Origin of the sequence: Sagittula salina, from assembly GCF_017813235.1 — a bacterium.
GTDB lineage: Bacteria > Pseudomonadota > Alphaproteobacteria > Rhodobacterales > Rhodobacteraceae > Sagittula > Sagittula salina.
This window is the reverse complement of the sequence record NZ_JAGISH010000005.1, coordinates 222702-246891: the sequence shown is the minus strand read 5'-3', so window position 1 is coordinate 246891 and position 24190 is coordinate 222702. Positions and strand designations below refer to the sequence as shown.

Annotated in this window: 24 protein-coding genes; 9 read left to right on the top strand and 15 right to left on the bottom strand. The window is 64.8% G+C overall.

Annotated features, from left to right (window positions below):
• Positions 1–171: 171 nt before the first annotated feature.
• The 4 genes from J5474_RS10970 to J5474_RS10955 form a co-directional block, all read right to left on the bottom strand.
• Positions 172–339, bottom strand: coding sequence for an apolipoprotein acyltransferase (locus tag J5474_RS10970; protein WP_209360945.1), 168 nt, complete (start codon positions 337–339; stop codon positions 172–174).
• Positions 336–1730 (bottom strand): DUF2927 domain-containing protein, encoded by a 1395-nt coding sequence (locus J5474_RS10965; protein ID WP_209360944.1) that lies wholly within the window; start codon positions 1728–1730, stop codon positions 336–338. The genes J5474_RS10970 and J5474_RS10965 overlap by 4 nt, the downstream gene beginning before the upstream one ends.
• Positions 1730–2185, bottom strand: a complete 456-nt coding sequence (locus J5474_RS10960) for a GNAT family N-acetyltransferase (protein WP_209360943.1) — start codon at positions 2183–2185, stop codon at positions 1730–1732. The genes J5474_RS10965 and J5474_RS10960 overlap by 1 nt, the downstream gene beginning before the upstream one ends.
• Positions 2186–2529: 344 nt before the next feature.
• The gene (locus J5474_RS10955) at positions 2530–3432 is read right to left on the bottom strand and encodes an AEC family transporter (protein WP_209360942.1); all 903 of its coding nucleotides are present in this window, start codon (positions 3430–3432) and stop codon (positions 2530–2532) included.
• Between the two features lie 328 nt (positions 3433–3760).
• Here J5474_RS10955 and J5474_RS10950 point away from each other — a divergent pair, with 328 nt between their 5' ends.
• Positions 3761–4003, top strand: a complete 243-nt coding sequence (locus tag J5474_RS10950; protein WP_209360941.1) for a hypothetical protein — start codon at positions 3761–3763, stop codon at positions 4001–4003.
• A 71-nt stretch (positions 4004–4074) separates the two neighbouring features.
• Here J5474_RS10950 and J5474_RS10945 read toward each other — a convergent pair whose 3' ends face one another.
• Entirely contained in the window at positions 4075–4914 is an 840-nt protein-coding gene (locus J5474_RS10945) for an AAA family ATPase (RefSeq protein WP_209360940.1), read from the bottom strand.
• A gap of 430 nt (positions 4915–5344) precedes the next feature.
• Here J5474_RS10945 and dksA point away from each other — a divergent pair, with 430 nt between their 5' ends.
• The 4 genes from dksA to J5474_RS10925 all read left to right on the top strand — a co-directional run bounded on the left by dksA (position 5345) and on the right by J5474_RS10925 (position 9279).
• Entirely contained in the window at positions 5345–5767 is a 423-nt protein-coding gene (gene dksA, locus J5474_RS10940; protein ID WP_209361026.1) for an RNA polymerase-binding protein DksA, read from the top strand.
• A 232-nt stretch (positions 5768–5999) separates the two neighbouring features.
• On the top strand, positions 6000–7166 hold the full coding sequence (locus J5474_RS10935; RefSeq protein WP_209361025.1) for an FAD-dependent monooxygenase: 1167 nt from the start codon (positions 6000–6002) through the stop codon (positions 7164–7166).
• Between the two features lie 140 nt (positions 7167–7306).
• Positions 7307–8275 carry an XdhC family protein gene (locus J5474_RS10930; RefSeq protein WP_209360939.1) on the top strand — a complete coding sequence of 323 codons (969 nt, stop codon included), beginning with the start codon at positions 7307–7309 and terminating at the stop codon, positions 8273–8275.
• Positions 8272–9279 (top strand): molybdopterin-binding protein, encoded by a 1008-nt coding sequence (locus J5474_RS10925; protein WP_209360938.1) that lies wholly within the window; start codon positions 8272–8274, stop codon positions 9277–9279. Before J5474_RS10930 ends, J5474_RS10925 begins: the two co-directional genes overlap by 4 nt.
• 147 nt (positions 9280–9426) lie before the next feature.
• Here the strand turns inward: J5474_RS10925 and J5474_RS10920 are convergent, their stop codons facing one another.
• The 9 genes from J5474_RS10920 to cysG all read right to left on the bottom strand — a co-directional run bounded on the left by J5474_RS10920 (position 9427) and on the right by cysG (position 18382).
• The gene (locus J5474_RS10920) at positions 9427–11082 is read right to left on the bottom strand and encodes a BCCT family transporter (protein ID WP_209360937.1); all 1656 of its coding nucleotides are present in this window, start codon (positions 11080–11082) and stop codon (positions 9427–9429) included.
• Positions 11083–11185: 103 nt separating this feature from the next.
• A complete protein-coding gene (locus J5474_RS10915) occupies positions 11186–11809 on the bottom strand; it encodes a class I SAM-dependent methyltransferase (RefSeq protein ID WP_209360936.1) in 624 nt (207 codons plus the stop codon).
• A 162-nt stretch (positions 11810–11971) separates the two neighbouring features.
• Positions 11972–12694: a translation initiation factor IF-3 gene (gene infC, locus J5474_RS23275; protein WP_425342882.1), complete on the bottom strand. Its 723-nt coding sequence runs from the start codon at positions 12692–12694 to the stop codon at positions 11972–11974.
• Between the two features lie 143 nt (positions 12695–12837).
• Complete coding sequence (locus J5474_RS10905; protein ID WP_209360935.1) at positions 12838–13686, bottom strand: ferredoxin--NADP reductase; 849 nt, start codon at positions 13684–13686, stop codon at positions 12838–12840.
• A gap of 105 nt (positions 13687–13791) precedes the next feature.
• Positions 13792–14154 carry a DUF934 domain-containing protein gene (locus J5474_RS10900; RefSeq protein ID WP_209360934.1) on the bottom strand — a complete coding sequence of 121 codons (363 nt, stop codon included), beginning with the start codon at positions 14152–14154 and terminating at the stop codon, positions 13792–13794.
• Positions 14155–14198: 44 nt separating this feature from the next.
• Positions 14199–14972, bottom strand: coding sequence for a phosphoadenylyl-sulfate reductase (locus J5474_RS10895; protein WP_209360933.1), 774 nt, complete (start codon positions 14970–14972; stop codon positions 14199–14201).
• Entirely contained in the window at positions 14972–16642 is a 1671-nt protein-coding gene (locus J5474_RS10890; RefSeq protein ID WP_209360932.1) for a nitrite/sulfite reductase, read from the bottom strand. Before J5474_RS10890 ends, J5474_RS10895 begins: the two co-directional genes overlap by 1 nt.
• A 52-nt stretch (positions 16643–16694) precedes the next feature.
• Positions 16695–16994: a DUF2849 domain-containing protein gene (locus J5474_RS10885; RefSeq protein ID WP_209360931.1), complete on the bottom strand. Its 300-nt coding sequence runs from the start codon at positions 16992–16994 to the stop codon at positions 16695–16697.
• A complete protein-coding gene (gene cysG / locus J5474_RS10880) occupies positions 16994–18382 on the bottom strand; it encodes a siroheme synthase CysG (protein ID WP_209360930.1) in 1389 nt (462 codons plus the stop codon). Before cysG ends, J5474_RS10885 begins: the two co-directional genes overlap by 1 nt.
• Before the next feature lie 140 nt (positions 18383–18522).
• Here cysG and J5474_RS10875 point away from each other — a divergent pair, with 140 nt between their 5' ends.
• On the top strand, positions 18523–18978 hold the full coding sequence (locus J5474_RS10875; protein ID WP_209360929.1) for an Lrp/AsnC family transcriptional regulator: 456 nt from the start codon (positions 18523–18525) through the stop codon (positions 18976–18978).
• A gap of 174 nt (positions 18979–19152) precedes the next feature.
• Here J5474_RS10875 and J5474_RS23115 read toward each other — a convergent pair whose 3' ends face one another.
• Positions 19153–19614 carry a hypothetical protein gene (locus J5474_RS23115; RefSeq protein WP_209360928.1) on the bottom strand — a complete coding sequence of 154 codons (462 nt, stop codon included), beginning with the start codon at positions 19612–19614 and terminating at the stop codon, positions 19153–19155.
• Positions 19615–19655: 41 nt separating this feature from the next.
• Between J5474_RS23115 and J5474_RS10865 the strand changes: the two genes are divergently transcribed.
• The 3 genes from J5474_RS10865 to J5474_RS10855 all read left to right on the top strand — a co-directional run bounded on the left by J5474_RS10865 (position 19656) and on the right by J5474_RS10855 (position 24103).
• A complete protein-coding gene (locus J5474_RS10865; protein ID WP_209360927.1) occupies positions 19656–21386 on the top strand; it encodes a sensor histidine kinase in 1731 nt (576 codons plus the stop codon).
• A 187-nt stretch (positions 21387–21573) separates the two neighbouring features.
• The gene (locus tag J5474_RS10860; protein ID WP_209360926.1) at positions 21574–22854 is read left to right on the top strand and encodes a sigma-54-dependent transcriptional regulator; all 1281 of its coding nucleotides are present in this window, start codon (positions 21574–21576) and stop codon (positions 22852–22854) included.
• Between the two features lie 244 nt (positions 22855–23098).
• Positions 23099–24103: a DctP family TRAP transporter solute-binding subunit gene (locus J5474_RS10855; protein ID WP_209360925.1), complete on the top strand. Its 1005-nt coding sequence runs from the start codon at positions 23099–23101 to the stop codon at positions 24101–24103.
• Positions 24104–24190: the final 87 nt, after the last annotated feature.

Below are 24190 nucleotides of genomic sequence, written 5' to 3'. Positions count from 1 at the left end.
GGCGTAGAACCATGAAACGGACCGCAGCCCGGTATTTTCCGATCTCTCGTGCATAACCCGCAGGTGGATGTCGTGAACCGGGCGATAACCCTTTCCGCGTTCCTGTGTAGGTGTCTCAAGAAAGGCCAATGCGGAGGCGGAACCTCGCCTGGCTTCACCAGAAGCGTCGTCTCATATCAGCCATTTTTCGATGAAGATTGTCAGGAACAGCCCGAGCAACGCAAAGGCGATCGCATGGACCGTGGCGTATTGCGCAATGTCGAGTTTGTTGCCTTTGCGGCGGGCGGCGCGAATGCCGCCCCAGATGGCGCCTGCAAGCGCCAGAAGGATCACGATCATAGGGAGCCAAGTCTCCGTCTGGCGGGGTTCAGCGAGCCGACTTCGCGCAGCTTTGCGCGGACGGCCCAGTCGGAACCGAAGCCGTAGCGCGCCCAGCCAAGGGAGTCCAGCCGGACGGCGCGCGCCTCCGTCGGGCGACCGCCCAGATCGAGCGCTTCGGCGCGCAGCATCATCAGTGTGGCCAGCAGGGCGGCGTTCTCGTGCGTCATGGCGGTCTTGAGATGCGGAGTCACGAGGTAGAGGGCGTCTTCTGCCCGGCCCGCGCTGATCGCATAGGCAGCCAGCTGAGATGCGACATAGGCGCGGTGCAGGCCGGTGTCGCCGGCGGTGCCGAAGTAGCGCTGCGCCAGAACGAAGTGATCCTGCGCCGCTGCAGGGTCCACCGATTGCAGCAGGCGGCCCATGGCGTAGTGCGAAAATGCCCGGCGGTGATCGGTCCAGCCCATGGCAGTGGCAACTTTCAACGCCTCTGTCGCGGCTTGCCGTCGTTGGGCGGGATTTGCGCCGGGTCCGAGCGCGGTCTGAACCGAGTCGATCCAGATGCGCGGTGTCTTGGCCAGTCGTTTGGGTGTCAGGCCCTGACCGGCAGGGTTGATCCGAGCGAGGATCACGGGCAGGCGGTCGGCCACCTCGTTGCGGCTCATGCCGTTGCGGATCGCGGGGTCGTAGTAGGCCCGCAGGATGGTCATGTCGTAGCCGGTGAGGACGGTATGCACGTTGTCGTCGTTGAAGACCGAATCCGGCAGCCGGTAGAGATCATTGAGCGGGCCGATGGCCTGAGCCAGTTCCTCGTGCAGGCAGTCGCGGATTTCCTGCGGGGCTGCGTCGGCGGGCAGGAAGATGGACAGCCGTTCGCGTCGGGTCAGTTGCGACCACGAGGTCTGCCGGGTCCGGCGCGCGGCCTTGTATTCCGCCAGCGACGACACGTTCGGCACCACGAAACAGGCGGCAGAGGGCAGGGCGTCGCGGATTTCGGACCGGGTGACGGGCTGCACGGTGATATTGGCGGCGTTGGCAGAGGTCATGGCGATATCGATGCCGGCCTCTGTCCGCAGACGGTGCAGGAGGCGGTTGAGGTCCGGACCAAGTGATACCGGTCCCGCGCCATTGACGCGCACGGTGATCGGCCCCTCGAAACGGGTGAAGATGCTGAGCGGACGACCGGATTCCAGGCTGAAGGCGAGGTCGAGGAAATCGCGCGCGATGTCGGTGTTGGACGCCACGGGCCGCTGCGGATGCGGGGTCGAGAAGCTCTTCATCGGCGGAAGCGAACTGTCGCTTTCCATGGAAGAGGCGGAGCGTGTTGCGGTGTCGTTCGGGGATGCGACCGGCATGCAGGCGCCGAGCAACAGATAAAGCGGGAGAATGAACTTTCGGGCTCTGCTGCGCATCACGGTCTCTGGTACTTGATAAACGGGGTCAGAGTGCCGATGCGGTCATAGAGCACGCGGGCGGTGTCATTCGACTCCTGGGTCAACCAGTAGACGGAAGGGGCGCCGCGGGCGTCGGCGGCCTTGTAGACCGCTTCGATCAGGGCCCGACCCAGTCCGGAGCCGCGCATCTCGGGAGTGGCGTAAAGGTCCTGGAGGTAGCAGACGTCCTCGATCTTCCAGGCGTGGCGGTGGAACAGGTAGTGCACAAGGCCCACGAGGCGACCGTCGAGTTCCGCCACCAGGGCAGTGTAGTCGCGCGGATCATCGCCCAAGAGACGGGCAAAGGTTGAGGTGTAGACTTCTTCGGGCACGGTAGACCCATAGAAGGCGAGATACGCCGTCCAGAGTTCGCGCCAAGCGGTTTCATCCTCGGCACGCAGCGCGCGCACGGTCGGGGCCTTCGTCTGGGACACTCTTCAAGCCTGCCTGCTTCTTGGTTGCTCGGATGTACAAGACTTCCAAGGTTTTTCTGTCCTCTGTGCGATGACTATACGGCAAAACCGGGAAATCTGGACAGTTGGAAACAATGCTGTGGCCAAAGAATTCCCTGGTGCGAGAATCCAAAGGGAAAAAGTAACGTTTTCAGCAGGGTATTCTGTGCAAGCACGCCACACTCAAGGGGCGGAACCTGTTTTAACAGATTGTTAACCTAGTTTAACGGGGGCGAAATTCGGCCGCAATGAGGCGAAAGCGCCTGTATTGTTGATCGACCGGAGCGAATGACCGCGCCCCTGTAATCGGCGCGCAGTTCGGGCGATCAGGCGAGCCAGGCGAGCGACAGAAGGCTGAGTGCGGAGGTCCAGACGATGACCGGGGCGATGGCATCGGTCCGAGCGCCATAAAGCAGCGCCAGAGCAAAGGCCATGGCGCCGGACGGCCCAGCTGCCGTGAGCGTGACGAGATCCTGCCAAACGCCTGCCGGGACGCTCAGGTGCAGCGCAATCGCTACGACGGCCGGGAAGACCACCAGTTTCAGCCCCGACACGGTTGCGATCAGTGGAGAGAGGCGCAACGCATGGCCCGACAGGATGACGCCGAGCGCAAAGAGCGTCAGCGGCGCCGCCGCCCGCCCGGCAAAGTCGAACGCCGTCAACAACGGTGCGGGCAGCGCCAGACCCGCGAGGTTCAGCGCCGCGCCGCCTGCGATGGCGAGCAGCACCGGATTGGTGGCGAGCCGCTGCAGTGCGGGGGGCGCGGCGCTTTCACGCGGGGCCATGAGGTCGGTGGTCACGATGAAGAAGGTAAAGGATACTGCCGCGTCCCATGCCACGATGGCGGCGACTGGCGTGTTGTTGCCCTCGCCATAAATCAGCAACGAGATGGGCCAGATATAGAGTAGCGTATTGACGAAGATCACCGCCATGGCCAGCAACCAGCTTTCCAGTTGCTCGCGGTGGAACACGCGACGGCAAATCTGGTAGGCGAAGGTAAACAGAACCACCTGGCACAGGGCGTAGGTTGCCAGCGCCTCGGCGCGGAAGGTGCCCCAGTCGAGCTGCGCGATCAGCGGCAGGATCAGCGCCGGCTGCAGCACCAGGAAGGCCACGCGATTGAGCGTCGTTGCCTCTACCCGCGAGACTTTCCCGCCGCGTCCGAGCAGGAAACCCAGAGCGAGCATGGAGAAGACCGGGAGGATGTCGTGGGTGAGAACATGCAGCATGGCGCGTGACAGACCACGCGCCGCGCCGGGTTACAAGATGCGCCATCGAGGGGCACAAGCCCGGTCAGGTTAGGGCCATCGGGCAACTGCGGTCCGGGAAAATGCGCCCGGCATCAGGGGATTGCGGCGCCTGCCGTTACAAAGTTCTGCTCCATGCTCCAGATATTGTCGCTCACATGATCGCGTCCTGGCGCAGGGGGCTATGTACCCTGGGGGGCAAGTACACCGGTGGGCGGCGGAGAATTGCTGCACTTGCGAAACGTGATGGAACGCGCGGGGGGCTGATCGCGTCAGTGAGGTACATGATCCTTCAAGGGGAGAGCCCGAAATGACCTATGCGATGTTCCTGCCGCAGCAGATGATGCTGACTTCGATGCAGATGATGCAGACCTTTTTCACCACCTATGTGGAGGCCTCGCAGCGGCTGATGCAGCAAGGTGCCGAAAGCGCCGAAGAGTTCGGTACCGAGGCCATGCAGGCCACGGAGCAGACGGCCGAGGCCGTGAACTGGGAAGGCCAGGAAGCGCTACGCCGTGCCACGAACGAAGCCAACTCCGCGATGCCGCTCTGAGGAGCGTTTGGCGAAAGAAGCGATGACGAGGGGCGTGGCCTTGGCCGCGCCCCTTTATTACGCCCGTAACCTTAGCGCTCCCGCCGCGCCATGAAGGCGAGGCGTTCGAACAGATGCACGTCTTGTTCGTTCTTCAGCAACGCGCCGTGCAGCTTTGGCAGGGCGGAGGCGGCGTCGCGCTTCAGATCCTCGGGCGAAAGATCCTCCGCCAGCAGCAGCTTCAGCCAGTCGAGAACCTCGGAGGTCGACGGCTTCTTCTTCAGGCCCGGCTGGTCGCGCAACTCGAAAAATTGGGTGAGCGCGGTGGTCAACAGGGCGTCCCGAATATCGGGGAAGTGCACGCGCACGATCTCCCGCAGCGTATCCGGGTCCGGGAAACGGATATAATGGAAGAAGCAGCGCCGCAGGAAGGCGTCGGGCAGCTCCTTTTCATTATTTGATGTGATGATGACGATGGGGCGGGTGCGCGCGGCGATGGTCTCTCCGGTCTCGTAGACGTGGAATTCCATCCGGTCGAGTTCCTGCAACAGGTCGTTGGGAAATTCGATGTCGGCCTTGTCTACCTCATCAATCAGCAGAACGACCTTTTCATCTGCCTCGAAAGCCTGCCAGAGCTTGCCCTTGCGGATGTAGTTCTTCACATCGTGCACGCGTTCGTCGCCCAGCTGGCTGTCGCGCAGGCGTGATACCGCGTCGTACTCATAAAGTCCCTGCTGCGCCCGGGTTGTCGATTTGACGTTCCATTCGATCATGCGCAGACCCAACGAACCGGCCACCTGGCGGGCGAGTTCTGTCTTGCCGGTGCCGGGTTCGCCTTTGACCAGCAGCGGGCGTTCCAGCGTGATGGCCGCGTTGACCGCCATGGTAAGGTCGTCCGTGGCGACATAGGTGTCAGTGCCGTCAAAGCGCATTCGGGTCTCCTGTTCGTTGCCGAAAGGGGTAATGGCGGGACGGCTGAGGCGCAAGGCGGCGCGGTGAGCGAACATCAGGGCGGCGCGATTTGCTGCAGATGCACGCCGCGAGGGGGGATCGTGGTTACCTGGCGTCACGGGCCTTGTAATATTTGGTCATGGTTAATCAGCGCCGGGCGGCAGGGAAATGGCATAAGCAGGACGCTTCGGCCGACGTGCCATTCGCATGATCGCCGGTCAGGACCACGGTTTGTGCGTCACCGGTCAACAAAGGGTCACATTTGGTTTCACGCATGACGAGAAATCCCCGGTGCGGCTGCGCTATTGTGTAGTGACAAGGCGGTAGCCTTGGGTTAAGTGACCGCCCTAGGGGTGCCAGATATCTAGGGAATTTCACATGACGGATATTGGCTTGAGAGAGGGAGCGGAGATGAAGGCCGAGAATTTTCTACCCGAGGATTACAAGCCGGCGGAAGATGAACCTTTCATGAACGAGCGCCAGCTGGAGTACTTCCGGCGCAAGTTGCTCAACTGGAAGGCGGAGTTGATGGAAGACAGCCGCGACACGATCGAGGCGCTTCAGGACAGCACACGCAACATTCCCGACGTGACGGATCGCGCATCGGAAGAAACGGACCGTGCACTCGAATTGCGCACGCGGGACCGTCAGCGCAAGCTGGTCAACAAGATCGACGCCGCACTGCGGCGCATCGAAGAGGGCGAATACGGCTACTGCGAAGTGACCGGGGAGCCGATCAGCCTGAAACGCCTGGACGCGCGTCCGATCGCGACGATGAGCCTTGAGGCTCAGGAGCGTCACGAGCGCCGCGAAAAGGTACACAGGGACGACTGATCCGCCTCCGCCGTGTGACGGACTAATTGTCCGCTGTCCGCGATGGCAGGGTAATTAGTCCGTATCTGGCGGATGCGACACCCGGCAAGGGCAGGTTTGCGACGATCTCAGACGGGACGGGAGGGGACCGCTACGGGATCGAATGGGCCGGGATTTGGCTCGAATGTCGATGGTACGAGACGACAGGGACGTCGGGGCTTGCCCCGGCGTCCTTTTTGCGTTCCATGGCGGCATGAATGTGGACGGGCTGAAGGTCGCCGTGATCGGCGCAGGGATTGGCGGGCTGGCGGCGGCGCTGGCCCTACGGGCGCGTGGGGCGGAGGTCCTGGTGCTGGAACAGGCTGACGCCATCCGCGAAGTCGGCGCCGGGATACAGGTTTCACCCAACGGGATGAAGGTTCTGGCTGGGCTGGATCTGGCCGGCGCACTGCGGGCTCGCACGGTTCAGGGTCGTGCCGTGGTGCTGTGCGACTTTGATGGGGCCGAAGTCCTGCGCATGGATCTTACGCGGCAGACGGACGCGAAGGATTATCGTTTCGTGCATCGCGCCGACCTCGTGGACTTGCTCGCGGAAGCGGCACGGGCGCGCGGTGTAAAAATCCGCCTGTTGCAGAAGGCCGAAGGCGTGCTTCCCGGTCGACCCGCGCGGATCGCGCTGTGCCATGGCGACCACGTGGATGCGGATCTCGTGGTCGGTGCGGATGGGCTGCATTCGGTGCTTCGGCCTGTGCTAAACGGTGCATCGCGGCCGTTCTTTACCGGACAGGTGGCATGGCGCGCCGTGGTGCCCAACGTGGTCGATCACCCGCCGGAGGCGCGGGTGCACATGGGGCCAGGCCGCCACATGGTAAGTTACCCTTTGCGCGATGGCGCCGTGGTGAACCTTGTTGCCGTGGAGGAGCGGCGAGACTGGGCGGAGGAGGGCTGGACCCATGACGACGACGCCGCCAACCTGCTCCGCGCCTTCTCCGGTTTCCGTGGCGACGCGGAGCGCCTTTTGAAGAAAGTGGAGCGCCCCGGTCTCTGGGGGCTCTATCGCCACCCGGTGGCGGAGCATTGGCATGCGGAGGGCGTGGCGCTTCTGGGCGACGCGGCGCATCCGACGCTGCCTTTCCTCGCGCAAGGGGCCAACATGGCGCTGGAGGATGCGTGGGCGCTGGCAACGGCAGTCGGCGCGCGGGGACTGGACGGGCTGGCGCTATACCACAGCTGGCGGAGGGAGCGCGTGGCGCGGGTTATCGCGGCGGCGAATGGCAATGCGTGGAAATACCACCTCAGGAATCCACTGGTGCGCGCCGTTGCGCATCTCGGGCTGGGTATCGTCGGGCGCGTGGCTCCGGGGGCAATGCTGAAGTCCTTCGACTGGATCTACGGTTTCGACGTGAGGCGACTTGGCTGAGGGCGGGAGATTTGTTCCGCGAAGAAAATCCGGCCGGGCGGAAACGCAAGCCAGTGAGAGGACGACGTTTGTCCTGTGGCAAGCCCGGCGCGCCGGGCCTAGAGTGGCCGTGATTTGCTGCATCTAAGCGAGGGGGGCGCATGCAACTGTTCGACAATATTCCCGAAAAGGCGCTGGAGTGGCACACATCCGGCAAAGGCGCTGTGCTCGCCACGGTGGTGGAGACATGGGGTTCCGCCCCACGTCGGGTCGGGTCTCAGCTGGCAATTTCCGGCGATGGGGTGATCGAGGGATCGGTCTCCGGGGGCTGCGTCGAAGGCGCGGTCATCGTCGAGGCGCTGGAGGCGCTTGAGACCGGCGAGGCGCGGGAACTGGAATTTGGGGTATCCGATCAGGATGCCTTTGCCGTCGGGCTGGCCTGTGGCGGGACCATTCGCGTATTGGTCGAACCGGTCGGACGGGTGATCCCGGAGAGCCTCCTGCGTGACCTCTGTTCCGCGCGCGTCGACCGGGAGGCCGTGGCCTACGTGGTCGACCTCGATACTGCGCAGCGGCGGTTGGTTCGCGACGGCTTTGCGGAGCGGTTCCGCATGGATCGCTCCGGCTTCGAAGAGGATAGCCGCGTCTTTGTCGGCATCCACAACCCACCGCTGCGGCTGATCGTCGTGGGCGCGGTGCATATCGCGCAGGCGCTGGTGCCCATGGCGCGGATTGCGGGCTACGATCCGGTCATTGTCGACCCGCGCGAGACCTTCGGGTCGGAAACGCGTTTCCCCGGTGAGCGGCTGATCCACGACTGGCCGGACGAGGCCGTGGAGGCGCTGGGGCTGGACGCGCGCACGGCGCTGGTGCTTCTGACACATGATCCCAAGCTGGACGATCCTGCATTGGAAAAGGCTTTGCGGTCGCAGGTCTTCTACATCGGCGCGTTGGGGTCCACGCGCACTCATGGCAAACGGCAGACGCGGCTGGAGGCGGCAGGCTTCTCGGTAGAGGAGATCGCGCGCATCCACGGGCCGGTCGGGCTGGATATCGGTGCTGCGGGCCCGGCGGAGATCGCCGTGTCGATCATGGCAGAGATGACGCGGGTGCTGAGGAAGGGCGCATGATTTTTGGCCCCGTTGCGCTGGACGCGGCGGAAGGCTGCGTTCTGGCGAACTCTCAGGAGGTCCCGGGCGATCTTGTACGTGGCGGACGCCTGAAGAAGGGCATCGTATTGCGTGCCGGGGACGTGGCGGCGCTGCGTGCGGCCGGGCTGGAAACGGTGCTGGCGGCGCGGCTTGAATCGGGTGATCTGTCCGAGGACGCGGCGGCGGAGCGGCTGGCGCGAGCGCTGGTGCCTGATCCGGCGCGCGCCGGTCTGCGGCTGGGGCAGGCGGCGACGGGGCGGGTGAACGTCTACGCCGAGGCGCCGGGGGTTGTCGAGGTGGTGGCGGACCGCGTGCACGCGCTGAACGCGGTGGACCCGATGATCACCGTTGCGACGGTGCCGGAATGGCAACGGGTCGGCCCCCGCTCGATGGTGGCGACGGTCAAGATCATCGCCTACGCGGTGCCCGGCGCAGCACTGGAGGCGGCCTGCCACGCAGGACAGTCGGCGCTGCGGCTGCGGCCTGTGGTGGTAAAGTCGGCGCAGTTGATCCAGACATCGGTATCGGGCGGCGAGGACGGCGAAAAGGGTCAGCGCGTCACGGCGGAGCGGCTGGCGCGGCTGGGGGTCACGCCCGGCCCGGTTTGCGTTGTGCGCCATGCCGTCGATGCGTTGGCAGAGGCGATCGCGCGCGTCGAGGCGGACGTGGTGCTGATCCTGACGGGCTCCGCCACGTCGGACCCGTTGGACGTGGCACCGCAGGCGGTCCGGGCGGCGGGCGGCGTTGTGGACAGCTTTGGCATGCCAGTCGATCCGGGGAACCTGTTGTTCTTCGGGCGGCTCGGGGACAAGCCGGTGATCGGCCTGCCCGGCTGCGCGCGCTCGCCTGCATTGAACGGGGCCGACTGGGTGCTGGAACGGTTATTGTGCGGTGTGCCGTTGAGCGCCGCAGACGTGGCCCGGATGGGGGTCGGCGGTCTTCTAAAGGAGATTCCGGTGCGCGGGCGGTTGCGCGAGGGCTAGGTCGGCGAACCCGATTGTACGCTTTTCTACCTGGTTCCTGTCTCCGGATCCGGCCAGAACGAAAGCGGCCGCGCAGACGCATGCTGCGCGACCGGTTGTGGTTAGCGGGGGTGTCACCCCGACCCCATGGGCCGAGGCGTGCCGACATCACTCGGCCGCTCGCGCGGCGGGCTCGGCTTCGTCCTCCTCGCGCGCGAAGTCAGATAGCTCCGGGCGGGTGCCGATGGTGATGTGGTCGATCTCCTCCTGCGCGAAGCCGCGGATCAGGGAGGGGATCATCATGCAGACCAATACGAAGATCGGCAGGCCCACCACTGTAATCACCTGTTGAAGCGCGTCCAGTCCGGCGTCGCCCGCAAGCAGGATCAGCATCGCCGCGACGAGGCCTTCGGCGGCGCCCCAGAAGACGCGCTGATGAACCGGCCCCGGTGTCGGTGTGCCGGTGCAGAGCATGTCGACCACGAGGCTGGCCGAGTCCGAGGATGTGGCGAAGAAGATCGCCACGATGACCACAGCAAAGCCTTGAATGAAGGTGGTCAGGGGGAAGTGTTCGAGGAAGGCGAACATGGCAAGCGGCACGCTGTCAGCCACGGCGGCGGAGATCTGGCCGGCCTCGGCGCCCATGGCGGCCCGCGCCTCGGCGCCGATGCCGTCGAAGCCCATCGCCTGCCAGCCGAAGATTGCGAACCAGACCAGGGTAAAGAGCGACGGCGCCAGCAGCACGCCGGAGACGAATTCGCGAATCGTCCGCCCCCGCGAGATGCGTGCAACGAAAAGGCCGATGAAGGGCGACCAGGTCACCGTCCACGCCCAGTAGAACACCGTCCAGCCGCCCTGCCAGCCCCAACCGTCTGCGTCGGGGCTGGTGTCGGCCAACATGTCGTTCCAGAAGGCGAGGCGCGGCAAGTTGGTGATGTAAAGTCCCACCGTTTCAACGATGCCGCGCAGCAGGAAAAGCGTCGAGCCAAAGACCAGAACGAAGATCATGAGACCAACGGCCATGCCGATGTTGATGTTGGAAAGAAACTTCACCCCCTTGTCGAGGCCCACCACGATGGAGGTGATGGCAACGCCTGTCAGTACCGCGAGAATGGCGACCTGCACCCACGGGCCGGTGCCCGTGCCCCAGAGCGCATCAAGCCCCGCGGCGATCTGGCTTGACCCCAGGCCGAGCGAAACGGCTACGCCAAACAGCGTGCCGAGGATGGACGCGATATCGATGGCCTTGCCGATCGGGCCGTGGATGCCTTCGCGCAGGAGCGGATAGAAGACGGAGGAAACCCGGACGGGCAGTTCATACCGGTTGATGAAATAGGCAAAGGCCAGGCCCGGAAGGGTAAAGATGGTCCATGTGTGCAGGCCAAGGTGGTAGATCGCGATGGAGATGGCGTCCTGAGCCGCGTCCTCGCTGAAAGGTTCGACGCCCGGCAGCGGCGGGTTGGAGAAATGCGAGATCGGTTCCGCGACGCCCCAGAACATCAGCACCGTGCCGATGCCGCCGGCAAACAGCATCGTGAACCAGCTGAGGTTGGTATACTCGGGGCGTGCGCCTTTCGGGCCGAGGCGGATGTGTCCGTGGCGCGAGGCGGCGGCCCACACCAGAAAGCCGAGCCAGACGTTTACCCCGAGGATGAAGAACCAACCGAGGTTGGTGACGATCCATGCCCGCCCGGCCTTGAAGGCCGCGCCAATGGCGTCTGGGGCGATCACCAGGGCCAGCGCGAAAAGCAGGGCGAACCCGGCGGAGGCGAAGAAGATGGTCGGGTCGGTTCTGAGTCGCAGTTTCTCGGCCAGCGCGTGCACGGCGGATATCCCCTCGGTATGGTTCCAATCAGGGTGTTAACGGGTGCGTGAGGCGATGGTTCCGACGGCGACAGGCCCCAGTCCGGATGCCTTGGCCAGTCTGTCAGGAAGGCTTGTCCGCGATCAGGTCGATGAGGGCGGAGCGTCCGCTATGGCCGGGGCCTTCGTCCAGCACCTTTTCGTAGCTGGCGAGTCGCAGGATGGTCAGATCTGAAAAGGCACGCGCCAGAAGCTGCTCTGTATAGAGGTGATCGGGGTGGCGCGGTCCACCGCTGGAATGGTCCAGTTGCGCCATGGCATAGCCCGAAAGCATCAGCCGCCCGCCGGGTTTCAGCGCGCGCCCCAGACCGGAAAAGACCGCATCGCGCAGGGCGGGCGGGGTGAATTGCCAGTGGATCGCGACGACTAGATCGTATTGCCTGGTGTCCCAGTCCCAAACGGCGATATCGGCGTGGTGCAAATCGAGCGTCACGCCATTGCGTTCCGCGAGTTTCTGCGCCTTTTCCAGGGCATTGGGCGCACCATCAAAGGCGGTAACGGTGCAGCCTCGGCGGGCAAGGAAGGTGGCGTTGCGGCCTTCACCCTCGGCAATGGAGAGCGCGCGTGCGCCGGCCGGGATCAGGCCGGCGTTGTCGCGCAGAAAAGCGGCAGGCTGCGTACCGTAGAGATAGTCCTTACGGTCGAATTTGGCATTCCAGTCGAGCGGTTGCAGGATGGGCGGCTGCATGGTCTGTCTCCCTGGGTAACAGATCGGATCAATCGGCGCACCGCCTGAGCGCGCGTGATGAAGTGCGGCCCAGACCGGAACATAGGGTTACGGTGAACGGACGGGCGAACGAAAAAGGCCCGCCATGAACGGCGGGCCGGGGTATTTCGCTGCGTCGGCAGGTCACTTCACCGGGGCGGGCCCGATCATCATGACCATCTGGCGGCCTTCCATCTTCGGCATGTTCTCGACCTTGCCGATTTCCTTGACGTCCTCCGCCACACGCTCAAGAAGCTCGCGACCCAGGTTTTGGTGCGCCATTTCACGGCCCCGGAAGCGCAGGGTGATCTTAACCTTGTCGCCGTTCTCGAGGAACCGGAAGACGTTCTTCATCTTCACCTCGTAGTCATGGCTGTCGGTTCCGGGACGGAACTTCACTTCCTTGACCTCGATGATCTTCTGTTTCTTGCGGGCTTCGGATTCGCGTTTCTGCTGTTCATACTTGAACTTGCCGAAGTCCATGATCTTGCAGACCGGCGGCGTGGCATTCGGCGAGATCTCAACCAGATCGAGGCCGGCGCGTTCGGCCAGCTCCATCGCGCGGGCCGGGGTTACGACGCCGACGTTCTCCCCCTCGGCTCCGATCAGGCGGATTTCGGGGGCGCGAATGCGGTCATTGACCCGGGGTCCGGTGTCGCGGGTGGGCGGCGCGTTATGAGGTCGGCGTCCTATGTGAGTGCTCCATCTTATCTTTGACGTCAGGGCGACAACGTAAACTTGTGCGCCCCGGCTTTCAAGCGGCAAAACCGCGCCGAGCAAGGCGTTCGAGGGATTTTTGCCCTGCTTTCGCCGCGCCGCGGCGCGGATCGCGGATGAGGGTCGTCGAAATGCGCGCGTACCGCGCACATGGAAGCGCGCTGCCGCGCGCCGGTTGCCTCCGGCGGCGGTATTTCGCAACCGAAGAAGCAGTACCGGTCTCCCGTCTCCTTTGGGTTCGAAAAAATCGTGCAGCGCGAGGGGCTGGCCCCGCGCATCCGCCGGAGGGGGTGTCAGTCGAGGAAGGCCTTTTCCACCACGTAGTGTTTGGGATCGGAGTTGGCACCTTCCTCCAGCCCGTAACCTTCGAGCATCTCTTTCAGTTCGAGGTTGAAGGCGAGGTTGCCACAGATCATCGCCCGGTCGGCGGCGGGGTCGAGCGGTTGCACGCCGAGGTCAGTGAAGGCTTCGCCCGAGCGCATCAGGTCCGTGATGCGGCCCATTTTCGGCGATTGTTCGCGGGTCGTGGTGGGGTAATATCTGATCTTCTTCCAGAAGCCTTCACCGATCACCTCATTCAACAGCGCGTCTTCCTTGAGCCCCGCGATCAGTTCGGCGCCATAGTGCAGTTCGGCGGCCTCCCGGCAGGTGTGGGTGATGATGATCTCGTCGTAGTCCTCGTAGGTCTGCGGTTCGCGCAGCAACGAGGCGAAGGGCGCAAAACCCGTGCCTGTGGCGAAGAACCAGATACGCTTGCCCGGCAGCAGGGCATCGTGCACCAGCGTGCCCACGGGTTTCGGACGCAGGACGATTTCATCACCCACTTCGATGTGTTGCAGGCGCGAAGTCAGCGGGCCGTCCTCGACCTTGATGGAGTAGAACTCAAGTTCTTCGTCCCACGACGGCGAGGCGATGGAATAGGCCCTCAAGAGCGGCTTTTCGCGGCCGGTTTTCGCATCGTTGACCATGAGGCCGATCATGACGAATTCTCCCGAGCGGAATCGGAGGCTTGCGGGCCGGGTGCAGCGGAAACTGAACAGGCGGTCGGTCCAGTGCCTCACCGCGGTCACGGTCTGGACGTCGGGGACGGCTTTTTTCGCGGGGGCGGGTGCTGCTGCGGTCACTGTGGTCATCTCGGTCATTGTCTCATTGCCGGGTGTGGGCCGGCACCTCGTATCTAGCTAAGTTTCAATGCGGTGGAAACGCGGTTTCTGGTCGCTGGCGGAAGCCCTGCGTGTCCAGTAGCGTCAGCCGCGCAGGCGAGACTGGTAGTCGTGCGCACGCCAATCGGCGCGAGCCAGCCATTGCGGCTCGGGTTGGCGGGCGGCGAGGGCATCGTCGATCTCGACTTCGTCGAAGCCCGCGCGGCGAGCCATGGCATACTGGTCTGCCAGCACATGCCCGGCGGCGCGCAGGGTGCCAGTGAAGCCTTTCAGCCGCAGGATGCGCGCCAGCGTGAAACCTCTGCCGTCGGCGGAGGAGGGAAACGCCACACGGATATGCGCGGCTGTGCCGGGATCAAGCGTGGCCGGATCGGTATCGGAGGGCAGGTCGAGGAACGGCGCAGCGTCAGGGGCATGGAAGCCGTCGTCGCGGACGATAATGGGCATGTTTCGGGTCCTTGTATCGGGGGCGGTGGGTTGAAAACCCCACACTACGACGCGGTGCGGGTGGCCTTGCCATCCTTGAAATGGATACCGCATTCGGTCTTGTTCTGGCCGCGCCAGCGTCCGGCGCGCGGATCTTCGCCCGGCGCCACGCGCGAGGTGCAGGGCGCGCAGCCGATCGATGGATAACCCTGCGCCACCAGGGGGTGACGGGGAAGACGGTTTTCCTCCATGTAGGCGCGCACATCGTCGGGGCCCCAATGGGCGAGCGGGTTGACCTTGATCCGGCCGGTGGCGTCCTCGAGTTCGAAGAAGTCGAGCGCAGCGCGGGTGGCGGACTGGTACCGCTTGCGCCCCGTGATCCAGCCGTCGAAACCCGCCAGCGCGCGTTCCAGAGGCAAGGTCTTGCGCAGGGTGCAGCAGCGGTCCTGATCCGACAGCTTGAGAGCGCCGTAGGGGTCTTCGGTCGCCAGAGTGTCGGCGTCGGCGCGCAGGATCCGCACGTCTTCCAGGTGCAGGCGTTCCGCCACCTCCTGCTGATAGGTGAGCGTTTCGGCAAACAGAAGCCGCGTGTCGATGAACAGAACCGGGGTGCGCCGGTTTACCATGGCCACGAGGTGCAGCAGCGCGACCGATTCCGCGCCGAAGGAAGACACCAAGGCGATACGCCCGGCTTCGGGATCGTTCAGCGCGCCGGTCAGAACGGCGGTTGCCGAGTGATGCCGGTAGCGCGCGTTCAGCGTGGCCACGCGCGCGCGTTTTTCCGCCAGATCCTCGGGCGCGGGGCCTCCGGCGGGAGTATTTTCGCCGAGCAGAAGCATCAGGCGGCCTGCGACCGTTTGGCGGCGTCGCCATAGAGCGCCTGCTTGAAGGGCTCCATGCCGAGGCGGCGGTAGGCTTGCAGAAAACTTTCTTCGGCGTTTTCGCGGTGGTTCAGATAGGCTGTGACGATGCGTTCGATGGCCGGCACGATCTCTTCGGCGGAGAAGCCGGGGCCGGTTCGGTCGCCAAGGGCAAGGGTTTCGGTGTGGTCGCCGCCGAGGGTCACCTGATAGTTTTCCACGCCCGCGCGATCCAGACCGAGGATGCCGATATGGCCCACGTGGTGATGGCCGCAGGCATTGATGCAGCCGGAGATCTTGATCTTCAGGTCGCCGACGTCGTGTTCCAGTTTCAGTTCATCGAACCGGGTGGCGATCTGTTGTGCGATAGGGATCGAGCGCGCGGTGGCCAGCGCGCAGTAGTCCATGCCGGGGCAGGCGATGATATCGGAGATCAGACCGATGTTGGCGGTGGCAAGGCCGTGGGCCTTCAGGATGGCATGGATCTCGGGCAAGTCGGACTTGTGGACATGCGGCAGCACCACGTTCTGTTCGTGGGAAATGCGCAGTTCGTCGTGGCCGTAGGCGCGGGCGATGCGGGCCATGACGCGCATCTGTTCGGCCGAGGCATCGCCGGGCGTAGCCCCGTGCGCCTTCAGGCTGATCTGGGCGATGGCGTAGCCGGGGGCCTTGTGCGCGGAGAGGTTGGTGTCGGCCCAGGCGCGGAAGACCGGGTCTGCCGCATAGGCTGTATCGAAGGCGTCCGTGGGCGCATTGCGAAAGCCCGGCGGTGCGAACTGGGCGCGGATCTCTTCGTAGAGGTCCATGTGCGCTCCGGTGAAGGTCGGGCGGATCAGGGCGAATCGGTCTTCGACGCGGGCGCGGATCTCGTCGATTCCGTGCTCGTGGACGGTGATCTTGATCCTCGCCTTGTACTTGTTGTCGCGGCGGCCCAGCAGGTTCCAGACAGAGACGACAGCCTCAAGGTAGGCGGGCAGGTCATCAAGCGAGACGTGGTCCGCGATGGTCTTGCCGATCATGGGCGTGCGCCCGAGGCCGCCGCCGACGATGACTTCGGCGCCCAGATCGCCGTTCTGTTCGTGCAGGCGCAGGCCGATGTCGTGGGCGCGGATCACGGCACGGTCGGCCTGCGCGCCGGTGACGGCGACCTTGAACTTGCGCGGCAGGGCCTGAAATTCCGGGTGGTCGGTGGACCACTGGCGGATCAACTCTGCAACCGGGCGCGGGTCGGCGATCTCGTCAGCAGCGGCGCCCGCGAAATGGTCGGCGGTCACGTTGCGGATTGTGTTGCCGGAGGTCTGGATGGCGTGCATCTCGACACTGGCCAGCGCGTCCAGCATCTCGGGAATGTCACCCAGCGTCGGCCAGTTGTACTGGATGTTCTGCCGCGTGGTGAAGTGGCCGTAGCCTTTGTCCCAGGTCTCCGCCAGATGGGCGAGCATCTCCATCTGTTCCGCGCGCAGCGTGCCGTAGGGGATTGCGACGCGCAGCATGTAGGCATGCAGTTGCAGGTAGACGCCGTTCATCAGGCGGAAGGGCTTGAATTCGTCTTCGGTCAGCGAACCGTCGATGCGGCGCGCGACCTGCGCGCGGAACTGGCGGTTGCGCTCGGCGACGAAGGCGGCGTCGAAGTCGGTGTAGCTGTACATCTGTCGTCCTTTCGTGCGGGGGCGAATCTTCGGTGAGAATTCGGGCCTCCCCTCAGAGTACGGCCTGCTTGCCGTGATCGTAGTTGGAGGGACCGCGGCGGCGGAAGTCCTCGCGGAAATGGGTGGGCTCTGGCCCGTGATCGGTGGAGGCCATGTCGGCGAGGTAGACACCGACCACCTCGGACTGGCGCGCGTTGGCCTCGACGAGGCGCAACTGGGCGTGCGCCTCATCGGTCAGCAGTTCAGCCTGAGGCAGGTGGGGCGACCACCGGTCGTCGGCAGTGAGGTATACGACCTCTCCGGAAATGAGCGCGTTGGCGGTGATGACCTTGGGGGTAAAGGCGCGGGGCATCAGGAGACCTCCTGGCGGATCTGGTGAATGGTTGGCAGGGCGTTGCGCGGGGCAAGCCCATAAAGGATCAGGGCAGGGCCGTCGGGACACGCGTCCAGTGCGGCAGCCAGCGTGGCCAGCGACGCGGGAATCACCGCTTGTGTCGGACGCGCGGCATTGGCGACAATCGTCACCGGCGTGTCGGGGGATGCTGCATGCATCAGGAGCCGTCCCTGCAAGAAACGCGCGGCACGCTTGCCCATGTAGACGGCGGCGACTTCGCCGGGAGCGGCCAGCGCGCGCCAGTCGTGATCTGCGAATCCTTCGGTGTCATGGGCGGTGAGCAGGCGGACCGAGGCGTTGCGCCCGCGCTTCGTGAGGCTCTGGCCGATGGCGGCGACAGAGGCGGAGGCGGCGGTGATGCCGGGCACGATTTCATAGGCGATTTCATGCCCGGTCAGCGCGTCGATTTCCTCGTCGAGGCGGGCGAAAAGCGTGGGATCGCCGCCTTTCAGGCGCACCACCTGCGCGCCCTTTGTCGCGTGCTCGACGAGCAGCGCGTTGATCGACTCCTGCGGGGTAGAGGGGCCGAACCCGGTCTTTCCAACCTCGATCATGAGCGCCTCGCGGCGGGCGAGTTCCAGGATCGGCTGCGGCGCAAGTCGGTCGTAAAGCACAACATCGGCGCGGTCCAGCAAGCGGCGCGCCTTAAGCGTCAGAAGATCCGGGTCGCCGGGCCCGGACCCCACGAAGGAGACGAAGCCGGGGCGTTCGCGGCGGTCGAGATGCTCGGCCAGCAGGTCGTCCAATGCCTGTTCCACCGCCGCCTTGCCGCGCGGCAGGGCACGGGGGCCGGCGTCGAAGTAGTAGGCCGACCAGAAATCGCGCCGCGCACGGCCATGCGGGAGATGCTCGGCCATCTTGCGGAAAGCCTGTCCAATGCGTGCGAGCGGGCCCGTTGCGGCGGGGAGGGTTTCCTCCAGGTGCGCCTTGATCGCGCGGGCGAGCACGGGGGCTGCGCCTTCGGTGCCGATGGCGACGGTGACCGGGTCACGGTCGACGATGGCAGGGGTGATGAACTGGCTGTCCGCGAGGTTGTCGACGACGTTCAGCAGCACGCCCGCCTCATGGGCCAGTGTCTGCGTGCGGGCATCTCGGACGGTGTCCTCGTCGGCGGCATAGACCAGCGCGGCGCCCGTCAGATCCGTACTCTCCAGCGGTCGGCGATGCAGGCTGAGGCGGCCCTCGTTCGCCCAGGCTTCGATCTCCGGAGCGGGGGCAGTGGCGTAGACATGCAGCGCGGCCTCCGTCTTCATCAGGAGGCGCAGTTTGGCCAGGGCGGCGTCGCCGCCGCCGGAGACGGCGACGATGCGCTCGGACAGGGCGAGAAAGATCGGAAAGTGACGCATGACGAACCTCATTTCTTCACCGGAATATAGAATGCTGTCCCGGTTCTCGGCCATGGGGTTGCAGAAACAAGGACAAATGTTCTAATTAGGGCGACCACGTAGGGGAATGTTCGTTCCTTTGCCCAAATGAGGAACGCAAGATGAAGATCGACGCCACGGACCGGAAAATCCTGCGCGAATTGCAGCGCGACGCCAGCCAGTCGCTGGACGAGATCGCAAAGGCCGTGGGCTCATCGAAGACTCCGGTGTGGAACCGGATTCGCAAGATGAAGGAGGCCGGGATCATCGGCACCCAGACAGTGCTGCTGGATGCCGAGGCGCTTGGGTTCGAGGCCTGCTTTTTCGTCCTGATCCGCACCTCCGAGCACGAGGCGGACTGGCAGCGGCGCTTCCTCAAGGCGCTGCGCGAGCGCCCAGAGGTGCTGGAGGCGCACCGGTTGGCGGGCGATATCGACTACATCTTGAAAGTGCGCGTGAAGAACGCGCGTGCCTATGATGCTTTCTATCAGGCGCTGATCTCGGAGGTGAAAGTGCACAATGTGACGGCACTTCTCTCCATGGAAGAGATCAAGAATACCGTGGCACTGCCACTTTGAATTGTAACATCGTGTGCCTTCGGCACGCAGGAAAAGCGCGCTGTCGCGCGCGGTTGCCTCCGGCGGCGGTATTTCCGAACCAAAGAAGCGGGTGGTGTCCCCTGTCTTTACTGGTTCGGAAATACCTCGGGGGGATCGGGGGGCTGGCCACCCGACCGCCGCGTGGGCGGGATGTCAGTAGTGCACACGCAGCGCGTCCAGGCCATGGAAGTGGTAGAGGTTGGCATGGCGCGGCGCCCCGGAGAGGGCGAAGTCTGGCCGGCGTTGAAAGAGGACAGGAAGCGCTGTCGCAAGTTCCAGCCGGGCGAGAGGGGCGCCGACGCCGAAGTGCAGGCTCGCGCAGGCGGGTGTGCCGCGGTGGTTCGAGGTCCAGCAGGGAATGTGTCTCGATCTCATAGAACGGCGCGAGGTGTTCCGGGAAACCTGCACCGGTTCCGGCAGAGGCTCGCGCCCGAGGCGGCGGTCGCGCAGCAGAGCCCAGACCGCGCGATGTGACACGGCGCAGGGCATGCCGTACTCCTCCCGGAAAGCGATGTCCCCGCCCGCGCGCAGGCAGTCATAGAACGGGTAGGGGGGCTGGAAAAAGTCGGGGCCGGTGGGGGATTGCGAAAGACTGAGCATGAGGGGACGTGACACCGGCTTGGCTTTGTTGGCAAGGGGGCGGTAGATTGCTTGCCATGGTGGACGAATTTCGGCGGTTCTGGGTGGTACTGGCGTTCCTTGGCGCGGTTTGTGTGTTGTCGTGGGGCGTGTGGTCCTACGGCTACGCGCAGGCGCTGGGGCAGGTGGCAGCGCGTGGACAGGCGGATCTGGCGCTGGCTGCCGACAGGCTGGTGACGGGGCTGTTGCGCTACCGGGCCACCGCTGTCCTGCTGGTGGACCATCCCGTATTGCAGGCGCTGCACAGGGGGGGCGACCCGGCGGAGGCGGAAGCATTCCTGTTGGCGAGCGCCGACCGCACCGGCGCGGCCTTGGCGGTCTATTCCGATCGCAAGGGGCGCATCCTCGCGTCCTCCACGCCCGGCGCACTGCCGGAACTGACTACCCGCGCGTGGTTCGGGCGCGCGGTGCAAGGCGCGCTTGGCTCGGGTTATGACGTCGACGCGGGGAGCGGCGAACGCAGCTATGCGCAGGCGGCACCCGCCTTTGGCCCTGACGGCCGGGTGCGGGGGGTGCTGATCATGGTGGTCGACCTTGAAGGTATCGAAGGCGAATGGCGCGGGTCGCGGCCTTCGGTCTTCTTCACCGGAGCGGCGGGCGACGTGATCGTGACGAACCGTTCAGAGATGCTTTTCTGGCGCTGGGATGCGGCGCGTGTGGCTATGGCGGACGGTCAGCCGGCGGAGGTCAGGCGTCGGGAGGTGGCGGGACATGACCTTTGGCGGCAGCGTTTGAGCGACTACGTCCCGCCCCGCGCACTGCACCTGCAGCAGCCGTTGCCGGTGGTCGGGCTGACGGCGCGGGCGCTGGTGGACGTGGCTCCGGCGCGGCGCATCGCAGGATTGCAGACGATGGTGGTGGCAGTCCTGTGCCTGGGCTTTGGCGCATTGCTGTGGGTTCTGGCACTGCGGCGGCGGGCCCTGACGGCGGCCAACGCGGCGCTGGAGGGGCGCGTTCGGGCTCGCACGGCGGAACTGGAGGCAGCCAATGGCGCGCTGCGCCAAGAGGTCATGGAGCGCGAGGAGGCGGAAGCCGCGCTGCGGCGGGCGCAGGTGGATCTTGTGCAGGCGGGAAAGCTGTCAGCGCTGGGGCAAATGTCAGCGGGGATCAGCCATGAACTGAACCAGCCGCTCATGGCGATCCGGCAATTCGCGGAGAATGGCGGCGCCTTTATCGAACGCGGACGGCCGGACAGGGCTGGGGAAAACCTCGCCCGGATCGCGGCACTTGCCACGCGGGCGGCGCGTATCATCCGCAACCTGCGCGCGTTTGCAAATGGCGAGAGCGAACCCATGGGGCGGGTGGATCTGGGCGCGGTGCTGGAGCAGGCGGTGGAACTGACCGAGGTCCGGCTGGCGGCGGAGGGCGTGGCGCTGGACTGCGCGACCGTGACGGGGGTCGCGGTGCGCGGCGGAGAGGTCCGGCTGGGGCAGGTTTTCGTCAACCTGATCAACAATGCGGCGGACGCCATGGCGGAGCACCCCGAGAAGCGCATCGCCATCACGGTCGAGGCGGGCGCGCGCGTGGTGGTCCGGGTGCGCGATACCGGACCGGGGATCTCCGATCCGGAAAAGGTCTTTGAACCGTTCTATTCCACCAAGGAGGTGGGCGGGGGCATGGGACTGGGGCTGTCGATCTCCTACGGTCTGGTGCAGAGCTTTGGCGGCAATATCCGGGGCGCGAACGTGTCGGGCGGCGCGGAATTCGCAGTAGAGCTGGAGCGCTGGTCCGAAGAGGTGGCGGCGTGAGACGGTCGTCTATAGGGCCACGCTGTGGTTGGGGCCGGGCCTTGCCCGGACGCGTCTTTGCTCGTCGACGGGGCTCAGGGGGACACCTAATGAATGTATGGGGCTTCGGCCTCTGCTGTCGGCTCACCGCAGCGCTGATTTAAAAACGAGGAAGCAGGGGCCTTGGCACCGTGATCGAGAGGCTGACATGACGCGGCGGGTTTTGCTGGTGGACGATGATGCGGCGGTGCGCGAGGCGCTGGGGCAGACGCTTGAACTGCACGCCTTCGAGCCGGTGACGGCGGGTTCCTTTGTGCAGGCGAAGGACCTGATCGGTCCGGAGTTCGAGGGGGTCATCGTTTCGGATATCCGGATGCCGGGACGCGACGGGTTCCATCTTCTGGATTACGCGCGGCGCCGGGATGCGGAGCTGCCGGTGATCCTGCTGACCGGAGAGGGTGACGTGCCAATGGCGGTGCGGGCCATGTCGCAAGGGGCCTTCGGGTTTCTGGAAAAACCCTGCGGCCAGGCGGAACTGACGGCGGTGCTCGAACGGGCGCTGACGGCGCGGCGGATGGTGCTGGAGAACCGCGCCTTCAGAGCGATGATGGAGGCGCAGGCGCGTGCGGGCGATCCGGCGGCACGGCTGATCTTTGGCCGCTCGCAGCAGGCGGAGGGGCTTCGCGCGCAGGTGCGCGTGGCAGGGCGCGCAGGTACCGAGGCACTGGTGATGGGGCCACCGGGCAGCGGGATTTCCAAGGTCGCGGAGGTGATACACCTGTGTTCCGCAGGGTCCAAGGGGCCGTTCGTGAAGCGCGCCGCAGACGGGCTGACGCGGCAGGCGCTGGACGAGGCATGGGCGATGGCACAGGGCGGGGCGCTGTTCCTCGATGAGGTGGGCGTGCTGCCGGTGGACACGCAGGTGGCACTCTCGGATGCGCTGGAACGCGGTGGCGCGCGCCTGATCGCGGGCACGACGCAGGATCTGGGGCAGGCCGTTGCGGCGGGCCGGCTTTCGGCCGATCTGTTCTACCGGCTGGAGGTGTGTCAGGCACGCATCCCTTCGCTGGCGCAGCGCCCGGAGGATATCCCCGAGCTGTTCGGGCACTACGTGGCACAGGCGGCAGAGCAGGCGGGCATCAGGGCGCCCGAGGTGACACCTGAGCACGCTGCCGGGCTGATGGCGCAGGACTGGCCAGGCAACACGCGGTCGCTGATGTCGGCCGCGATGCGCTTTGTCCTCGGGATGCCCGAAGCGCTGTCTCAAACACGCGACCTTGGCCTGTCGGAGCAAATGGCGCAGGTGGAGCGGTCCCTGCTTGCCGCGGCTCTCGGGCGGCATAACGGGCGCGCGGCAGAAGCGGCCAAGGCACTGAAACTGCCCCGCAAGACAATGTACGACAAACTCGCTCGATACGGGTTGAGGCCGGAGGCGTTCAGGCGGACCAGAGGCGGCAGGCCTTCGGTGGAGCGGACGAATCGTGGCTGAGAATTGTGCGGATTTCCGCACTGTTTCCGCAAGCACACGTGCGAAATCCCGCACAGAACCGGAAGCAAGACACGGATCGCCTACCGTCAATCTATGCTAATTTGTTGTAAACACATGAAACTATCCCGTCATCCTAAATGCCGCAACCACAGCCTTGCGCTGTTTTCCGCTCACGGCACAGTTTCGGCCATCCGGTGCCCTGAGGAGGGGCGCCGCGGACGAATGACTTCCCGGGAGGATACCAATGAAGAAACTTCTCATGACCGCCGCTGCGGCAGCTATTGTCGCGACCGGTGCCACCACCGCGCAGGCGCAGTGCGACGAAGGTGAAATGGTCATCAAGTTCAGCCATGTCACCAACACCGACCGCCACCCGAAGGGCATCGCGGCAACCCTTCTGGCCGAGCGCGTCAACGAAGAGATGAACGGCAAGGCCTGCATGGAGGTCTATCCGAACTCCACGCTTTATGATGATGACAAGGTGCTGGAAGCGATGCTCCAGGGCGATGTGCAACTGGCCGCGCCTTCGCTGTCGAAGTTCGAGCAGTTCACCAAGGGTTTCCGCATCTTCGATCTGCCCTTCATGTTCAAGAACATCGACGCCGTCGATGCCTTCCAGAACTCCGAAACCGGGCAGGCGATGAAGGAATCCATGGTGCGCCGCGGCCTGCTGGGTCTCGCGTTCTGGCATAACGGCGTGACACAGATCTCGGCCAACAAGCCGCTGATTTCTCCCGATGACGCCAAGGGCCTGAAGTTCCGCGTTCAGCCTTCCGAGGTGCTCAAGGCGAACATGGAATCGCTGGGTGCAAGCCCGCAGCCGATGGCCTTTTCCGAAGTCTATGGCGCGCTGCAGACCGGCGTGGTGGATGGGCAGGAAAACACCTGGTCGAACATCTACGGCCAGAAGTTCTTTGAGGTCCAGGACGGCATCACCGAGACCAACCACGGCGTGATCGACTACCTCCTGGTGACAAATGTCGACTGGTGGGAAGGTCTGGATGAGGACGTGCGCAACCAGCTTTCGACCATCATCAACGAGGTGACCGAGGCGCGCAACTCCGAGTCCTTCAAGGTCAACGAGGAAGCCAAGCAGGCGATCATCGACGCCGGTGGCGAAGTACGCCAGCTTAGCGCGGAACAGCGTCAGGCCTGGGTCGACGCGATGAAGCCGGTCTGGGAAACCTTCCTCGACGATGTCGGTCAGGAGAACATCGACGCAGCGCAGGAATTCAACGCGCTGAACTGATGCCTGCGTGACTGGGGTTCCGGCGGCGGCGCGTGTCGCCGCTGGATTTTCGGGGGCTTCGCCCCCCATTGCTTTGTGAAAGCACCA

What these genes read in the sequence shown, in the direction of transcription:
- J5474_RS10970 (WP_209360945.1), bottom strand. Translation starts at nt 339, where the DNA reads ATGATCGTGATCCTTCTGGCGCTTGCAGGCGCCATCTGGGGCGGCATT.
- J5474_RS10965 (WP_209360944.1), bottom strand. Translation starts at nt 1,730, where the DNA reads ATGCGCAGCAGAGCCCGAAAGTTCATTCTCCCGCTTTATCTGTTGCTC.
- J5474_RS10955 (WP_209360942.1), bottom strand. Translation starts at nt 3,432, where the DNA reads ATGCTGCATGTTCTCACCCACGACATCCTCCCGGTCTTCTCCATGCTC.
- J5474_RS10950 (WP_209360941.1), top strand. Translation starts at nt 3,761, where the DNA reads ATGACCTATGCGATGTTCCTGCCGCAGCAGATGATGCTGACTTCGATG.
- J5474_RS10945 (WP_209360940.1), bottom strand. Translation starts at nt 4,914, where the DNA reads ATGCGCTTTGACGGCACTGACACCTATGTCGCCACGGACGACCTTACC.
- dksA (WP_209361026.1), top strand. Translation starts at nt 5,345, where the DNA reads ATGAAGGCCGAGAATTTTCTACCCGAGGATTACAAGCCGGCGGAAGAT.
- J5474_RS10935 (WP_209361025.1), top strand. Translation starts at nt 6,000, where the DNA reads ATGAATGTGGACGGGCTGAAGGTCGCCGTGATCGGCGCAGGGATTGGC.
- J5474_RS10930 (WP_209360939.1), top strand. Translation starts at nt 7,307, where the DNA reads ATGCAACTGTTCGACAATATTCCCGAAAAGGCGCTGGAGTGGCACACA.
- J5474_RS10925 (WP_209360938.1), top strand. Translation starts at nt 8,272, where the DNA reads ATGATTTTTGGCCCCGTTGCGCTGGACGCGGCGGAAGGCTGCGTTCTG.
- J5474_RS10915 (WP_209360936.1), bottom strand. Translation starts at nt 11,809, where the DNA reads ATGCAGCCGCCCATCCTGCAACCGCTCGACTGGAATGCCAAATTCGAC.
- J5474_RS10905 (WP_209360935.1), bottom strand. Translation starts at nt 13,686, where the DNA reads ATGACCGAGATGACCACAGTGACCGCAGCAGCACCCGCCCCCGCGAAA.
- J5474_RS10900 (WP_209360934.1), bottom strand. Translation starts at nt 14,154, where the DNA reads ATGCCCATTATCGTCCGCGACGACGGCTTCCATGCCCCTGACGCTGCG.
- J5474_RS10895 (WP_209360933.1), bottom strand. Translation starts at nt 14,972, where the DNA reads ATGCTTCTGCTCGGCGAAAATACTCCCGCCGGAGGCCCCGCGCCCGAG.
- J5474_RS10890 (WP_209360932.1), bottom strand. Translation starts at nt 16,642, where the DNA reads ATGTACAGCTACACCGACTTCGACGCCGCCTTCGTCGCCGAGCGCAAC.
- J5474_RS10885 (WP_209360931.1), bottom strand. Translation starts at nt 16,994, where the DNA reads ATGCCCCGCGCCTTTACCCCCAAGGTCATCACCGCCAACGCGCTCATT.
- cysG (WP_209360930.1), bottom strand. Translation starts at nt 18,382, where the DNA reads ATGCGTCACTTTCCGATCTTTCTCGCCCTGTCCGAGCGCATCGTCGCC.
- J5474_RS10875 (WP_209360929.1), top strand. Translation starts at nt 18,523, where the DNA reads ATGAAGATCGACGCCACGGACCGGAAAATCCTGCGCGAATTGCAGCGC.
- J5474_RS10865 (WP_209360927.1), top strand. Translation starts at nt 19,656, where the DNA reads ATGGTGGACGAATTTCGGCGGTTCTGGGTGGTACTGGCGTTCCTTGGC.
- J5474_RS10860 (WP_209360926.1), top strand. Translation starts at nt 21,574, where the DNA reads ATGACGCGGCGGGTTTTGCTGGTGGACGATGATGCGGCGGTGCGCGAG.
- J5474_RS10855 (WP_209360925.1), top strand. Translation starts at nt 23,099, where the DNA reads ATGAAGAAACTTCTCATGACCGCCGCTGCGGCAGCTATTGTCGCGACC.